Annotated in this window: 17 protein-coding genes; 5 read left to right on the forward strand and 12 right to left on the reverse strand. The window is 63.5% G+C overall.

What is annotated here, in order from left to right:
• Nucleotides 1-39 precede the first annotated feature (39 nt).
• The 8 genes from ligA to hisB all read right to left on the reverse strand — a co-directional run bounded on the left by ligA (nucleotide 40) and on the right by hisB (nucleotide 7783).
• Nucleotides 40-2166: an NAD-dependent DNA ligase LigA gene (gene ligA, locus LK535_RS01315; RefSeq protein WP_227770100.1), complete on the reverse strand. Its 2127-nt coding sequence runs from the start codon at nucleotides 2164-2166 to the stop codon at nucleotides 40-42.
• Nucleotides 2167-2264: 98 nt separating this feature from the next.
• Nucleotides 2265-3842 carry an amino acid permease gene (locus LK535_RS01320; protein ID WP_227770101.1) on the reverse strand — a complete coding sequence of 526 codons (1578 nt, stop codon included), beginning with the start codon at nucleotides 3840-3842 and terminating at the stop codon, nucleotides 2265-2267.
• A gap of 125 nt (nucleotides 3843-3967) precedes the next feature.
• On the reverse strand, nucleotides 3968-4360 hold the full coding sequence (locus tag LK535_RS01325; RefSeq protein ID WP_227770102.1) for a histidine triad nucleotide-binding protein: 393 nt from the start codon (nucleotides 4358-4360) through the stop codon (nucleotides 3968-3970).
• A gap of 10 nt (nucleotides 4361-4370) precedes the next feature.
• The gene (locus tag LK535_RS01330) at nucleotides 4371-4706 is read right to left on the reverse strand and encodes a phosphoribosyl-ATP diphosphatase (RefSeq protein ID WP_227770103.1); all 336 of its coding nucleotides are present in this window, start codon (nucleotides 4704-4706) and stop codon (nucleotides 4371-4373) included.
• A gap of 250 nt (nucleotides 4707-4956) precedes the next feature.
• The gene (gene hisF / locus LK535_RS01335) at nucleotides 4957-5733 is read right to left on the reverse strand and encodes an imidazole glycerol phosphate synthase subunit HisF (protein ID WP_227770104.1); all 777 of its coding nucleotides are present in this window, start codon (nucleotides 5731-5733) and stop codon (nucleotides 4957-4959) included.
• 82 nt (nucleotides 5734-5815) lie between these two features.
• Nucleotides 5816-6550 carry a 1-(5-phosphoribosyl)-5-[(5-phosphoribosylamino)methylideneamino]imidazole-4-carboxamide isomerase gene (hisA, locus tag LK535_RS01340; protein WP_227770105.1) on the reverse strand — a complete coding sequence of 245 codons (735 nt, stop codon included), beginning with the start codon at nucleotides 6548-6550 and terminating at the stop codon, nucleotides 5816-5818.
• Nucleotides 6547-7152 carry an imidazole glycerol phosphate synthase subunit HisH gene (gene hisH / locus LK535_RS01345; protein ID WP_227771027.1) on the reverse strand — a complete coding sequence of 202 codons (606 nt, stop codon included), beginning with the start codon at nucleotides 7150-7152 and terminating at the stop codon, nucleotides 6547-6549. The genes hisA and hisH overlap by 4 nt, the downstream gene beginning before the upstream one ends.
• A gap of 43 nt (nucleotides 7153-7195) precedes the next feature.
• The gene (gene hisB, locus LK535_RS01350) at nucleotides 7196-7783 is read right to left on the reverse strand and encodes an imidazoleglycerol-phosphate dehydratase HisB (protein ID WP_227771028.1); all 588 of its coding nucleotides are present in this window, start codon (nucleotides 7781-7783) and stop codon (nucleotides 7196-7198) included.
• A gap of 72 nt (nucleotides 7784-7855) precedes the next feature.
• Here hisB and LK535_RS01355 point away from each other — a divergent pair, with 72 nt between their 5' ends.
• The 4 genes from LK535_RS01355 (at nucleotide 7856) to gmk (ending at nucleotide 10906) form a co-directional block, all read left to right on the forward strand.
• Entirely contained in the window at nucleotides 7856-8344 is a 489-nt protein-coding gene (locus tag LK535_RS01355; protein ID WP_227770106.1) for an SspB family protein, read from the forward strand.
• A gap of 96 nt (nucleotides 8345-8440) precedes the next feature.
• Nucleotides 8441-9847, forward strand: a complete 1407-nt coding sequence (gene fumC / locus LK535_RS01360; protein WP_227770107.1) for a class II fumarate hydratase — start codon at nucleotides 8441-8443, stop codon at nucleotides 9845-9847.
• A gap of 26 nt (nucleotides 9848-9873) precedes the next feature.
• Nucleotides 9874-10089, forward strand: coding sequence for a hypothetical protein (locus LK535_RS01365; RefSeq protein WP_227770108.1), 216 nt, complete (start codon nucleotides 9874-9876; stop codon nucleotides 10087-10089).
• Nucleotides 10090-10231: 142 nt separating this feature from the next.
• Nucleotides 10232-10906, forward strand: coding sequence for a guanylate kinase (gmk, locus tag LK535_RS01370; protein WP_227770109.1), 675 nt, complete (start codon nucleotides 10232-10234; stop codon nucleotides 10904-10906).
• Between the two features lie 4 nt (nucleotides 10907-10910).
• On the opposite strand, the gene LK535_RS01375 is transcribed toward gmk, so the two are convergent.
• On the reverse strand, nucleotides 10911-11594 hold the full coding sequence (locus tag LK535_RS01375) for an ATP12 family chaperone protein (protein WP_227770110.1): 684 nt from the start codon (nucleotides 11592-11594) through the stop codon (nucleotides 10911-10913).
• A complete protein-coding gene (locus tag LK535_RS01380; protein ID WP_227770111.1) occupies nucleotides 11591-11803 on the reverse strand; it encodes a hypothetical protein in 213 nt (70 codons plus the stop codon). The genes LK535_RS01375 and LK535_RS01380 overlap by 4 nt, the downstream gene beginning before the upstream one ends.
• Nucleotides 11804-11982: 179 nt before the next feature.
• Here LK535_RS01380 and LK535_RS01385 point away from each other — a divergent pair, with 179 nt between their 5' ends.
• Nucleotides 11983-12195, forward strand: coding sequence for a hypothetical protein (locus LK535_RS01385; RefSeq protein ID WP_227770112.1), 213 nt, complete (start codon nucleotides 11983-11985; stop codon nucleotides 12193-12195).
• 136 nt (nucleotides 12196-12331) lie between these two features.
• On the opposite strand, the gene LK535_RS01390 is transcribed toward LK535_RS01385, so the two are convergent.
• Both LK535_RS01390 and crcB read right to left on the reverse strand, forming a co-directional pair.
• On the reverse strand, nucleotides 12332-13420 hold the full coding sequence (locus LK535_RS01390; RefSeq protein ID WP_227770113.1) for an RluA family pseudouridine synthase: 1089 nt from the start codon (nucleotides 13418-13420) through the stop codon (nucleotides 12332-12334).
• Nucleotides 13417-13791 (reverse strand): fluoride efflux transporter CrcB, encoded by a 375-nt coding sequence (crcB, locus tag LK535_RS01395; RefSeq protein ID WP_227770114.1) that lies wholly within the window; start codon nucleotides 13789-13791, stop codon nucleotides 13417-13419. The genes LK535_RS01390 and crcB overlap by 4 nt, the downstream gene beginning before the upstream one ends.
• Between the last annotated feature and the right edge of the window lie 37 nt (nucleotides 13792-13828).

The raw sequence follows: 13828 nt of genomic DNA on the forward strand, positions 1-13828 counted from the left end.
TTTTGCTGCGTTGCAAAAAGGCGACAGGTGCGCCCGGGCCTATTCTGCGGCCGATACGATCGCCTGCCAGCCGGCTTCGTCAACCACGCGGATGCCCAGTTCTGCGGCCTTCTTCGCCTTTGAACCAGCGCCGGGACCAGCGACGACCAGATCGGTTTTCGCCGATACTGAACCGGAAACCTTGGCCCCGAGCGTCTCGGCCTGCGCCTTTGCCTCGTCACGGCTCATCGTCTCCAACGTGCCGGTAAAGACGACGGTCTTTCCGGAAATCTCTGAAGCGCGAGTCTCATGTACCACGTCGGCTGGCATAAGCTGGCCGAGCAGGTCGGCCACTGCCGAGTCGTTCCGTTCTTCCGCGAAGAAGTCGATCAGCGCCAAGGCGACTTCTGGGCCAACCTGCTTAGTGTCGACGATCGCGGCCAATTCCTTGGCGGTGCGGGCAAGCAGCTTGTCATCGCTCTCTCCCACCGCCCGAAGCATGCCGTCACGTTTTTGGATTCCAGCCTCCACCATGCCACGGAAGGCGTTCCAGCTGCGCCAGCGCCTGGCCAGGTCGCGAGCCGTTACTTCACCAATATGCCGGATTCCCAGCGCGAACAGGAAGCGGTCGAGCGGCGGCTGGCGTTTGGCGTTGATCGCGGCGATCAGATTTCGCGCGGACACTTCCGCCCACCGCTCCCGGGCGAGAAGCTGTTCCTCGGTCAGGCGGAAGATGTCAGCGGGGGTCGCGATCAGTTTGTCGGCGAAGAAGCTTTCGATATTGGTGATGCCAAGCCCTTCGATGTCCAGAGCATGGCGGGAGGCAAAGTGACGCAGGCGTTCAACCTGTTGCGCAGGACACACCAGGCCACCCGAGCAGCGCCAGTCGACCTCGCCTGGCTCTCGCACAGCCTCTGAGCCGCATTCGGGGCAGTGGGTGGGGAAGTGCCAAGCGGGACGATTGTCCGCAGCGGTTAGATTTTCGACGATCTGCGGGATCACATCACCCGCGCGCTGCACAACGATGCGGTCGCCCGGACGAACGCCCAGCCGCGCGACCTCGTCCGCATTGTGCAAGGTGGCATTACGCACCACCACGCCGCCGACAGTGACGGGTTCCAGCTTCGCGACGGGGGTCAGCTTCCCCGTGCGACCAACCTGTATGTCGATGTCGTTGAGAGTGGTCTGGGCCCGTTCGGCGGGGAATTTATGTGCAATCGCCCAGCGCGGTGCGCGGGCGACGAAGCCGAGTCGTTCCTGCCAGTCGAGGCGATCAATCTTGTAGACCACCCCATCGATGTCGAACGGCAGGTCGGCACGTTTTCGTTCAATGGCTCGGTACTGCGCCAGCGCTTCGGCAGCGGTGGCAACGGTCGCGAAATCGTCAGCAACGGGGAAGCCCCATTGCCGGACGGCGGCAACTACCGAGGACTGCGTTTGACCGGGAAGGGCACTGGCTTCTCCCCAACCGTGGGCAAGGAAGCGCAGCGGCCGGCGCGCCGTCACGGCTGCATCCTTCTGCCGCAGCGAGCCAGCCGCGGCATTGCGGGGGTTTGCAAACTGGCGCGCTTCCTTGCCGTTCTCTGCCGCTTCCTGGGCGAGCCGCTGGTTCAGCGCCGCAAAGTCGGCCTTGGCCATATACACCTCGCCTCGAACCTCGAAGATGTCGGGTGCGTCCTCGGGCAGCGTGATCGGGATGTCAGCGATGGTGCGGACATTGGCAGTGACGTCCTCGCCCGTGGTGCCGTCTCCGCGCGTCAGCGCTTGCACCAGGCGTCGGCCTTCATAGCGCAGCGAGCAGGAAAGGCCGTCGATCTTCGGTTCGGCAGTGAGTGCGACCTCCTCATCCTCGGGCAGGCGCAGGAAGCGTCGAATTCGAGCGACGAAGTCTTCGACCTCCTCGTCGGAGAAGGCGTTGTCGAGGCTGGTCATCGGCCGCGCGTGTTGCACCTTTGCCAAATGCCCCGCGGGTGCAGCACCGACCTGGCGAGAAGGCGAATCCGGTCTGACGAGGTGCGGGAAGGCTGCTTCCAGCGCATTGTTCCGCCGGACCAGCATGTCATAGTCCGCGTCCGAAATCTCCGGCGCGTCGTCCGTATGGTAGAGGCGATTGTGGCGCGCGATTTCGCCCGCCAGATGCTCAAGCTCGGCAGCGGCGGCTTTTTCGGTCGTGGGGAGCCCAGTCATAGTCGCTGGTTAGGCGAGCCTCGGCCCGCCGCCAAGCAGATGCTAAAAGGGCCGGAGCATCGCTCCGGCCCTTTTCATTTCAAGTCTTCGCCGGGACCTTAGTGGGTGCCGGGCATTGTCGGATCAACGTCGTGCACGGCTTCGCTCTCATGCACTTCAACCAGGCCGCGGCCGAGGTGCGAGGCACGATAGCCGTAGCCGTAGTAGATCGCGAGGCCGAGGATGCCCCAGAGCGGCAGGACCAGCATCGCGTCCAACGGCAGGTTGAAGAACAGGAAGATGCAGCCTGCGATCGTCAGCGGCCCGACAATCCACAAGCCCGGCGTGCGGAAGCTGCGCTGACGATTCGCCTCGGTGCGGCGCAGGATCATGACCGCAATGGCGACCATCATGAACGCATAAAGCGTACCCGCATTGGCGATATCCGCGAGCTTGCCCACCGGCAGGAAGGCGGCGGCAAAAGCCACGGCCGCGCCGGTGATCGCCGTAACGATGTACGGAGTCTTCCACTTCGGGTGCACCGCGGACAGGCGCTCCGGCAGCAGACCGTCACGGCTCATCACGAAGAAGATGCGGGTCTGGCCGAACATCAGGATCAGGATGACCGACGGGAGCGCGAGGAAGGCAGCGATGCCCAGCATGTTGCCGACACCCGACCAGCCGATCTGACGCAGCACATGGGCAAGCGCCTCGTTCGAGCAGACGAGCGGTAGGTCGTTGGCGGCGTAAGTGGCGCACTGACGAGCGAGCTCTTCCGAGCCGGCCGGGAAGGGCACGCCATTCGGGCCCATGATCGGCTGACCACCAACGGTGCCGATCGCACCCGCGGCCACCAGGATGTAGAAGACGGTGCAGAACAGCAGCGAGCCAACGAGGCCGATAGGAACATTGCGCTGCGGGTTCTTGGTTTCCTCAGCCGCGGTCGAGACCGCGTCGAAGCCGACATAGGCGAAGAAGATCGTCGCCGCGGCGCCGACCGCACCGACGCCGGTGCCGAAGCCGCCAAAGACGCCGGCGGGAAGGAACGGGTTGAAGCGATCAGTGTCGAACGCGTCAGACGGGATGGTGAGCGCGATGAAGGCGGTAAGCGCCGTCACCTTGATCGCCACCAGCACCGCATTGACCCGCGCGCTTTCGGTGGTGCCGACCATGAGCAGCCAAGTGATCAGAAGGGAAATGACCACCGCAGGCAGATTGATAAAGCCGCCTTCGACGCCGCCTAGAGCAAGCGGTGCGCCGGACAGCCAGGCTGGCAGGTGTATGCCGAGGAATTCATTCAGGATCGTGCCGGTGAAATAGCCGGACCAACCCACCGACACCGCGCTGGCGGCAACGGCATATTCGAGGATCAGGGCCCAACCGACCGTCCACCCGATCATCTCGCCCATGGTGGCGTAACTGTAGGTGTAGGCGGATCCCGCAACCGGGATCATGGCAGCGATTTCGGCATAACACAGCGCGGCGACAATGCAGATCGCGCCGGCGATCGCGAAGGCGAGCATCAGGCCCGGACCGGCCTTCTGTGCCCCTGCGGAGGTCAGCACGAAAATGCCGGTGCCGATGACGCAGCCGATGCCGAACAATGTGAGCTGGAACCAGCCCAAGGTACGATGAAGCGATTTCTTCTCGGCAGTCGCCAAGATGGCATCGAGCGGTTTTACTCGGCCAAAGATCATGCGGCCCTTTCCCCCAGGAGGCGCGGCCTTTGCGGCCGCCCATTTCTTGAATCGCGCGAAACTAGCGGGAGATCGGCCGCGCGCAATCCCTCACGGCATCGCCCTGCAAGATTGCGTCTTCTCCGTTACTTGCGACTATCGTTTTCGACCAGCATAGGCCCCAAAGGACGCCCGGCGAGAATGTGAACATGCAAGTGCGGGACTTCCTGGTGGCTATGCGGCCCGGCGTTGGCGAGTAGCCGGTATCCCGGTTCGACGAGGCCGGCTTCGCGTGCGACAAGCCCGACCGCTCGCACGAAGCCGGCAATTTCGGCGTCGCTGGCCTTCGCGGAGAAGTCATCCCAGCTGACGTAGGCGCCCTTCGGGATCACGAGGATATGCGTCGGCGACCAGGGCGCAATATCATGGAATGCCAGCGCGAATTCATCCTCATATACTCGGCGCGACGGGATCTCTCCGCGCAGAATGCGAGCAAAGATGTTCTGATCGTCATAGGGGGCGGTGGCATCAACGGGCATGTGCTCAGCCTTATTCGGGGCGGAAGGAAAGCGGACGCCCGGCCTTTTCATCGTGGCCGGATTGCCCCTCGCGCCGTGCGAGTTCCCGCCGGACATCGTCCAAGCTGAGGCCGGCATCAGCGAGAAGAATCAAGAGGTGGAAAATGAGGTCAGCAGCCTCCGGAACGATGTCCTGATCCTCGCCGGAGCAGGCCGCAATCACGGTTTCGACGGCTTCCTCGCCGACCTTTTGAGCGATTTTGTGCCGCCCCTGGAAGAAAAGGCTGGCGGTATAGGACCGCACCGCCGGGCTATCCTTGCGGGCGCGTATCGTCGTTTCTAGACGCTCGAGAATGTCGTCGGCCATGGCCGCGAGGTGCCGCGCACGCGCGCTCAGGTCAACCTTTGCCGCCGCGATTGCGCAACGCTCTCCGCGTCAGCCAGACCGCCGTGGCGGCGATCAGGAATAAAGCGACGTCAGAAAGCTCGGGGCCAGTCCGCGGGGTGGAGACCGCTGCAACAGTCGTAGTGGCCGCAAGGGAGGGCATCGGCATTGTCGACAATTGCTCTTCCGTGTTGCGAGACTAGGGCCCGCGCCGATCCGAAAGCAGGGTGGGTCAGCTACCCACCGCTATATGCGATCGCACAGGTACACCGGCGTGAGCTAGCGCTGCATGTGCCTCAGCGATCGTTGCCTGTCCGAAATGGAAGATCGATGCCGCCAAAACAGCGGAGGCATGACCTTCAGTGATCCCGCGAACCAGATCGTCGATTTTCCCGACGCCGCCGGATGCGACGACGGGAACCGTTGTTCGATCAGCCACAGCCCTGACTAGTTCAAGATCGTAGCCGTCGCGGGTTCCGTCGCGGTCCATCGAAGTGAGCAAGATCTCGCCGGCACCTAGCTCAGCCAGGCGCAAGGCATGCTCCACCGCATTGATGCCGGTGGGGCGGCGACCACCGTGAGTGAAAACTTCCCACCCATTGTCCGTGCGCCTCGCGTCGACGCTTGCGACACAACATTGGCTGCCGAATCGCTCGGCGATTTCGGCAACCACCTCCGGCCGCGACACGGCGGCAGAGTTCACGGCGACTTTATCAGCCCCCGCAAGCAAGAGCGCGCGTGCATCATCCGCGCTCCGCACACCGCCGCCAACGGTCAGCGGCATGAAGCAAACGGCTGCCGTCCGTTTCACGACATCCAAGATGGTGTCGCGGCCCTCATGGCTGGCGGTGATGTCGAGGAAGCACAGTTCGTCAGCGCCGGCAGCATCATAGGCCCGCGCTTGCTCAACCGGATCACCTGCGTCCACGAGATCAACAAAATTGACGCCCTTCACGACGCGGCCATCCGCCACATCGAGGCAGGGGATCACCCTGGCTCGTACGGTCATTGGCCGCTCCGTGCAGTCGGCTGCGAGCAATCCCGAGCACCGTCAGGCTCGTTGCGGCTGGTTCTTGTGGCGAGTGAGTGCATCACGCTGCGGCCGCCACGCTGAGAGCGGCGCGAAGATCAAGTCGCCCGTCGTAAAGGGCGCGTCCGGTGATCACACCTTCAACACCATCGCGGGTATGAAGGGCCAGAACGTGGATCTCGTCAATTCCCTTGACCCCGCCGCTGGCGATCACCGGGATCGATACAGCGCGCGCGAGATCCACAGTCGCCTCGACGTTGCAGCCCTTCAGCAGACCGTCTCGACCGACATCGGTGAACAGGACGGCAGCGACGCCGGCGTCCTCGAAGCGGCGGGCAAGATCAACCGCGCTGGTCGTGGAGATTTCTGCCCACCCCTTGGTCGCAACCATGCCGTCGCGGGCGTCCACCGCAACCACGATGCCGCCCGGGAAGGCAGATGCCATCTCTCGTACAAAGCTGGGGTTCTCCAGCGCTGCGGTGCCGATCACCACCCGCGCCACCCCCGCGTCAAACCAGGCCTCCACGCTCTTCGGCGTACGAATGCCGCCGCCAAGCTGCACATGTCCCGGGAAGCGCGCGACGATGGAGCGAACCGCCTCTCCGTTCCTGCTTTCGCCAGCAAAGGCACCATCCAGGTCCACCACGTGGAGGTGCCCGGCACCCGCATCAGCAAACAGCATCGCCTGCGCCGCGGGATCATCACCATAGACGGTGGCGCGGTCCATATCGCCTTCTGCAAGGCGGACTACCTGACCGGCCTTCAGGTCAATCGCGGGAAATACAATCAGGCTCATGGACGCCACTTCAAGAAACGGGCGAGAAGATCGAGGCCGTAGCGCTGGCTCTTCTCGGGATGGAACTGCACGCCGACGATGTTGTCACGGCCGATCGCAGCCGTAACCTGGCCAGCATGGGAGGTCTGGGCGATGACGCCTTCGCCTTCATAAGCGAAGCTGTGAAGGAAATATGCTTCGCCGGCGGGTACCAGCGGGTGATCTCCGCGCGGCGACACATCGTTCCAGCCCATGTGCGGCACCTTGGCGTCCGTGCCGGCGGGATCCAGGCGTCGTACGCTGCCGGCAAACCAGCCGAGGCCGCGATGATGCCCGAGCTCCTCGCCGTGCTCTGCCAGCAGCTGCATGCCGACACAGATGCCGAGGAACGGTACGCCATCGTCGAGCACTCGCTGGCGCAAGGATGCTTCCAAGCCGTCAACGGAGCGCAGGTTCGCCGCGCACGCGCCAAAAGCGCCGACGCCGGGAAGCACCACGCGGTCGGCCTGGCGGATCAGCTCGGGATCGGCCGTGATCGTGACGTCAGCGGCACCGGCGGCGCGAAGAGCGTTCTCAACGGAGTGCAGGTTGCCGGACTGGATATCTACCAATGCGAGCATCAGCTGGCCCCAGCCCCCGCGGACATGCTGCTACCAATTCCGAAATTCACAGCACACCCTTGGTCGATGGAATGGCATCGGCCTTGCGGGGATCGATTTCGATCGCCTTGCGCAAGGCTCGCGCCAAGCCCTTGAACGCACTTTCGGCGATGTGATGATTGTTCTCGCCGTGCAGCGTCTCGACGTGCAGGGTGATCCCTGCCGCCTGAGCGAAGCTGTGGAACCAATGCTTGAACAGCTCGGTGTCCATCTCGCCCAGCCGCTTCTGGCTGAAATCCGTTTTCCATACGAGCCAAGGACGACCCGAAATGTCGAGCGCAACGCGGGTCAGCGTCTCGTCCATCGGCGACAACGCGTCGCCGTACCGCCGAATGCCGCGCTTGTCGCCCAGGGCACGTGCAATTGCCTCACCAATAGCGATCCCGGTGTCCTCCACCGTATGGTGCTGATCGATGTGCAGATCGCCCTTGGTCTCAACGTCGAGATCGATCAGCGAATGCCGGGACAGCTGTTCCAGCATGTGGTCGAAAAAGCCGACGCCTGTAGAAACGCGATAATTGCCAGTGCCGTCCAGGTTGACGGTAACCGCAATCTTGGTTTCGCTGGTGTCGCGGCGGATCGTGGCGGTGCGCATTGCGCGCACATAGCGGCGCCGGTGCGTCATGCAATCTTGACCAGCCGATTGCGACCGTTACCCATGACGAGAATGGACGACCAAGCACCAGATAGCCTGATTCCGTATGACGAGATCGTACAGGAAGCGCTGCGCGCCGTCGTTGCGCGTGTGCTCGGCTCAGTGGCCACGGGCGGCGGATTGCCGGGCGACCACCATTTCTACATCACCTTCAAGACTCAGGCTGCCGGGGTAGACATCCCCAAGCGGCTGATCGAGCGTTTCCCCGATGAAATGACCATCGTGCTTCAGAACCGCTTCTGGGACCTGATGGTGGATGGCGAACGCTTCTCGGTCGGGCTCAGCTTCAATCAGGTGCCGTCCAAGCTTGTGATTCCTTACTCGGCGATCACGGGTTTCCATGATCCGGCGGTCAACTTCGAGCTGCGCTTCCAGGCTCAGGAAGGCCCGGGAGATGGACCGGAGCCGCATGATCCGGCTGAGAACGACGGTCCTTCGTCACCCTCATCAAGCGAGGACGGCTCAAACGTCGTCAGCGTGGACTTCAAGCGCAAGAAGTAAGCCCTCGGGCGCTTTAGCCTGAAAAGCACGCGCTTCCCGATGCAACCGAAGCGCGTGCTCGATGCTTGTTTCCCTGCCTTTCGCGGGGACACGCAAATGACCACTCGGACCGAAACCGACTCGCTCGGCGCCATTGAGGTGCCGGCGGAAGCGTATTGGGGTGCCCAGACCCAGCGCTCGATGGAGAACTTTCCCTTTCCGTCAACCGAGCGGATGCCGCTCGCGATCGTTCACGCGCTCGCGCTGGTGAAGCAGGCTGCTGCGCGAGTTAATCGCAAGCACGGGCTCGATCCGCAGAAGGCGGATGCGATTGAGGCTGCCGCGGCGGAAGTAATTTCGGGCAAGCTGGACGACCAGTTTCCCCTTGTGATCTGGCAGACCGGCAGTGGTACCCAGAGCAACATGAACGTGAACGAGGTTATTGCCGGCCGCGCGAACGAGATCCTGACCGGTCAACGCGGGGGCAAATCACCCGTTCACCCGAATGATGATGTGAACCGTGGGCAATCGTCGAACGACTCCTTTCCTACCGCGCTCCATGTAGCGGCGGCACTTGCGACGAGCCGTCGGCTGCTCCCTGCGCTTGAGCGTCTTGAAGGGGCGCTTTTCGAGAAAGCTGAAGCCTGGCAGCGAATCGTCAAGATTGGCCGTACCCACATGCAGGATGCGACCCCGCTTACGCTCGGCGACGAATTCTCTGGCTATTCGATGCAGTTAAGGCTCGCGCGGAAAAGACTGCAGCCGCTTATCGAACATGGGCTTTCGCTTCTGGCGCAGGGCGGTACGGCGGTCGGAACCGGCCTGAACGCTCCTGCCGGTTTTGGCGAGGATGTGGCTGCCGAGCTCACTGCGCTTACGGGCTTTTCTTTCGAGACGGCGCCAAACAAGTTCGAGGCTCTCGCCAGCAACGACACGCTAGTCGACCTGTCCGGACGGCTGAACTCCCTGGCCGTCGCGCTGACCAAGATCGCCAACGACATCCGATTGCTGGGCTCGGGGCCGCGGTGCGGAATTGGTGAACTTATATTGCCGGCCAATGAGCCGGGCAGCTCAATCATGCCAGGGAAGGTCAATCCTACCCAGGTCGAGATGCTGACGATGGTAGCTGCGCAGGTAATTGGAAACCACACGGCGATCACGGTGGGCGGGATGCAGGGCCATCTGGAACTCAACGTTTTCAAGCCGTTGATCGGTTCTGCTGTGTTGCGTTCTATCGAGCTGCTGGCCGTGGGCATGGAGAGCTTTGCGGAACGATGTGTCGATGGATTGGAGGCGGATGAGCGCCGGATTGCCGATCTGCTTGACCGTTCGCTGATGCTGGTGACGGCGCTTGCGCCAGAGATCGGCTATGACAATGCAGCGAAGATCGCGAAACACGCCCATTCGGAAGGGCTTACGCTCCGGGAGGCAGGCCTGGACCTGGGCCTGGTAGATGAAGCGACGTTCGACAGGGTGGTGAAGCCGGAGGCAATGCTGGGAACCGGGCGGTCCTCGCAGGGTTGATCAAAGTACGTATCGAAAGGAAAGTCATGCTCCGCACCATCATCGGCGCGCTTGTTGGTAAGGAACTCGATCAGCGGGACGGGCGTGGTGGCCTGAAGGGCGCAGCGATCGGGATGCTCGCCGCGCGGGCGGTTACGCGGACCGGGCCATTGGGCCTGCTGCTGGGTGGCGGGTATGTCGCGAAAAAGATGTACGATCGCCGGAGGGCCGGCAAGGGAATGGCAGGTCGTGGGATGCGGTAACGGGCACGCGAACGCGGCCTTGCCGCGGCCGAAAAGATGACTGTCCGGGTTTGCACCGGCGACGATCAGCCGCTTGCGGAGTATTTCGGCCGCATATGGCCGCGCCCTTGACGCTCCCGCCCCAGCCGCGGCAGTAGCGCGCATGGCCGCTTCCTCTCCCAACGATCCGCACGGCATGCGCCGGCGCGGTGTGCTGTTCGTTCTTTCTTCGCCGTCGGGCGCCGGCAAATCCACCATCGCGCGAAAGCTGCTCGAGGCCGAGCCCGAACTTTCAATGTCGGTGTCCTACACGACACGGCCGATCCGCCCTGGCGAGGTGGATGGTAAGGACTATAACTTCGTCTCGCTGGAAAAATTTCGCGAGATGGTCGCCAATCACGAATTCCTGGAGTGGGCGCACGTCTTCGACAATCGCTATGGCACGCCCAAGGCCGATGTCTTCCACACGCTGAGCGAGGGACATGACATCCTGTTCGACATCGATTGGCAGGGTGCGCAGCAGCTGCACCAGCTAGCCGGCGGGGACGTGGTCCGGGTGTTCATCCTGCCGCCGTCCATGGCGACGCTCCGCGATCGATTGCAGAAGCGGGCGACCGACAGCCAGGACGTGATCGATGCGCGCATGTCGCGTGCCGCCAATGAGGTGAGCCATTGGGACGGCTATGACTACGTCCTGGTCAACGACGACCTCGAACATTGTTTCGAGTGCGTGCGCATGATCCTGGCGGCGGAGCGGCTGAAGCGATCGCGTCAGACCGGCATCATTGGCTTCATCCGCAGCCTGCTGAAGCACGGCGGCGTGAACGATCCGGTTTGAGTCGTTAGTCGACCAGGCCCAGGAAGCGGACCGCCGAATCGAAGTCCCGCCGGCGCGCGGCGCGCGCGTTGGCCGCTTCGGGATCCTCTCCCCAAAGCTCCGCCTGCCAGACTTCGTCGACGATGGCGGCTGACCAGAGCGTGTCAGCGTCGATCGCCTTTTCCGCAAGGGCAAGAGCACCGACCAGCGTGCCGGTGATCGTGACGACAGGCTGAAGCGCCACCAGCACAAATGGCGGGCGACTCGCCACTGCCTCAGCGAGCCGGGCGATTGTGGCGGCAGGTTGGGGCTGGTGCATTACCCCGCTGACCGTTTCGAAGTGGATGTCGTAACGCTCGCGCGCCCACGCGAGCAGGGGATCCCACGCCGCTTCTTCACGAGCGACGAGCTCTGCCGGCGACTCCGCCCGGTAATATAGCAGGTCGCTCTCAGCATAAGCAGCGAGCCCGGCGGCAAAGGCCTGCGGATCGGGTGCAACACGATCGATCGCAGCATTGGCAAGGCCGGTGAGCGGCATTGCGCGCGGATCGATGGTATCCCCGACGGCACGCCATTCGTCGGCAATGGCAGCGGCAAGGGCAGGGGTCGGAAGCGCGAGCAGCGCGCGGCCAGGCGTGCGCACGGGCCGACCGTCCAGATTGATGCTCGCATCCGCATCGACGGCGACGTTGGTCCAGAAGCGCTTCACTGTGCGGGGCTCCGCCACCGACGGGCGAGCGCCGCCGGTACGACGGCCATGGCCCATAGTGCGACGAGCAGGAGCGCGCCCCCAAGGACCTTACCGGGTGCATCGGCCGCGCGGGCGAGCAGCACGATACCCAGTATCGCGGCCGCAGCGGTGGCGAGGCGAACGAGCACCAAAACGAACCAGCGCGATCGGGCGGGATCAGTTGCCATGCACGGCCTATGACGCAACCGGATCGTAGGCGCCAGTCACGACAGAATGACAGCGCAACGGGTTCAACAGGCCGTCAACCACTTGGTTACGGATGAACTTTATGGTGTATTGCAGGGTGTTACCGAGAGCGGGCCCGGGGGGGCGAGCCTCACAGATCTCTATCAGGAATGGTACGGCGATGGTCGGCGCGGCAGTATTCGTATATGGTTTGTTGGTAAGCTTCATCTTCTCGGGCGCGTCGCGAAACGCGAAGTTGCGTCGGCCGAATCCGCCTGCCGTGACCTATATCGGTTACGTGCTGGTGGGCATCACCACCGGCGCATCGCTGCTGCTGTTCGCTCACGCCATCGGCTTGTCGATCGGCCAGCCGCTGATTGCGCTGACCATCTGACGTCGCGGCAGGATCTCTGCCGCAGGCTGCTCCGAGAAGGAGCACCAGGTTTAACGATCGTGGTAGGATATTGCGGGTCGCCTGATCAGGGCGGCCCGCAAATCGCGTGAACGCGCATGGCGCGCCAGCACGCCTGTTATTGAGCGGATCCGCGGCCGCGACGTTCGCCACGACGGGCCTTGCGCACCTGCTTGGCATGAGCGCGCGCTTTCGCCTTTCGCACTTCCCGCGTGATCGGCGGAGGCGCGTCCGACGGCATGGCATCGCCCTGCGACTCCTCAAAGCCGAGATTGGCGAGGCTCTCGGCGAAATGGTTGGGCAGTTCGGCCGTGACGTCAATCGCGCCGCCATCCGGATGATCCACGCGGATCCGCCGGGCGTGAAGGTGCATCTTGCGGCTGATCCCGCCGGTCAGAAAGGCTGCCGGGCCGCCATATTTCCCGTCACCGACGATGGGATGGCCGATCGCCGCCATGTGCACGCGTAGCTGATGCGTGCGTCCGGTGAACGGCTGCAATTCCACCCAGCAGGCACGATTGCCGGCACGTTCGATGACGCGGTAGCGGCTACGTGCCGGCTGTCCGTTCTCCTCATCCACGTGCATCTTTTCGCCGCCGGTGCCCGGCTGCTTGGCGATCGGGAGATCAACCGTGCCGTCGTCGATGGACGGAACGCCCACGACAAGCGCCCAATAGACCTTCTTGGCGGAGCGGCCGGAAAACGATTTGGCGAAAAAGGCTGCGGCGCGCGCCGAACGGGCGACGAGCAGGGCGCCGGATGTGTCCTTGTCCAAGCGGTGAACGAGCTTCGGCCGGCCCTCTGCCTCGAACTGCAAGGCGTCGAGGAGACCGTCGACGTGGGACGTCGTCTTGGTCCCCCCCTGAGTGGCAAGCCCAGGTGGCTTGTTCAGCACCAGCGCGGCCTGATCCTTGTGGATCACCATTTCACGCGCGAATGCTGCCTCATCTTCGCTGAGCGGCGGACGCTCGCGCTTGGGCTTGGTATCGACGCGGACCGGCTCGGGTGGCGGAAGGCGCAGAACCTGACCGGCGGCAACGCGATCGCCGGGCCCGACACGGGCTCCGTCCAGCCGAAGCTGCCCAGTGCGAGCCCATTTCGCGACGGTGGTGAAGCTGGTGTCGGGCAAGTGCCGCTTGCACCAGCGATCAACGCGAATGCCGTCGTCATCAGGCGCGACGGTAAATTGGCGAACTGCGTCGCTCATGCTGCGGACCTCGCCACGCCGAAGCCCAACGCCAGTGCTGCGATGGACCCCAGCACGGAGAGGGCGACATAAGCGAACATCTGCGCCCAGGCGCCACGTTCCATCATCATAACTGTATCAAGCGAAAAGGCCGAAAAGGTGGTGAAGCCGCCGAGCACGCCGACCCCCAGGAACAGGCGCCATGGCTCTCCGTTCGCCAGCCGCGACGAGGCGGCGGTGAGAACACCCATCGCCAAGCCACCGGCGATGTTGACGAAGAGCGTGCCCCAGGGCCAACCAGCCCCGAGCGCAGACAAGGCCGCGCGGCCAACCAGATGGCGCAGGCCCGCGCCCAACGCGCCGCCCGCCATCACCAGAACCAATGCATTCATTTGATCGCCCTAGACCCAAGGAGGGCATGGCGGAAGG

It is taken from the genome of Sphingomonas sp. IC4-52 (assembly GCF_020707225.1).
Taxonomy (GTDB): Bacteria; Pseudomonadota; Alphaproteobacteria; order Sphingomonadales; family Sphingomonadaceae; genus Sphingomonas.

Coding starts and splice junctions, on each gene's coding strand:
- ligA (WP_227770100.1), bottom strand. CDS start 2,166: ATGACTGGGCTCCCCACGACCGAAAAAGCCGCCGCTGCCGAGCTTGAG.
- LK535_RS01320 (WP_227770101.1), bottom strand. CDS start 3,842: ATGATCTTTGGCCGAGTAAAACCGCTCGATGCCATCTTGGCGACTGCC.
- LK535_RS01325 (WP_227770102.1), bottom strand. CDS start 4,360: ATGCCCGTTGATGCCACCGCCCCCTATGACGATCAGAACATCTTTGCT.
- LK535_RS01330 (WP_227770103.1), bottom strand. CDS start 4,706: ATGGCCGACGACATTCTCGAGCGTCTAGAAACGACGATACGCGCCCGC.
- hisF (WP_227770104.1), bottom strand. CDS start 5,733: ATGACCGTACGAGCCAGGGTGATCCCCTGCCTCGATGTGGCGGATGGC.
- hisA (WP_227770105.1), bottom strand. CDS start 6,550: ATGAGCCTGATTGTATTTCCCGCGATTGACCTGAAGGCCGGTCAGGTA.
- hisB (WP_227771028.1), bottom strand. CDS start 7,783: ATGCGCACCGCCACGATCCGCCGCGACACCAGCGAAACCAAGATTGCG.
- LK535_RS01355 (WP_227770106.1), top strand. CDS start 7,856: ATGGACGACCAAGCACCAGATAGCCTGATTCCGTATGACGAGATCGTA.
- fumC (WP_227770107.1), top strand. CDS start 8,441: ATGACCACTCGGACCGAAACCGACTCGCTCGGCGCCATTGAGGTGCCG.
- LK535_RS01365 (WP_227770108.1), top strand. CDS start 9,874: ATGCTCCGCACCATCATCGGCGCGCTTGTTGGTAAGGAACTCGATCAG.
- gmk (WP_227770109.1), top strand. CDS start 10,232: ATGGCCGCTTCCTCTCCCAACGATCCGCACGGCATGCGCCGGCGCGGT.
- LK535_RS01380 (WP_227770111.1), bottom strand. CDS start 11,803: ATGGCAACTGATCCCGCCCGATCGCGCTGGTTCGTTTTGGTGCTCGTT.
- LK535_RS01385 (WP_227770112.1), top strand. CDS start 11,983: ATGGTCGGCGCGGCAGTATTCGTATATGGTTTGTTGGTAAGCTTCATC.
- LK535_RS01390 (WP_227770113.1), bottom strand. CDS start 13,420: ATGAGCGACGCAGTTCGCCAATTTACCGTCGCGCCTGATGACGACGGC.
- crcB (WP_227770114.1), bottom strand. CDS start 13,791: ATGAATGCATTGGTTCTGGTGATGGCGGGCGGCGCGTTGGGCGCGGGC.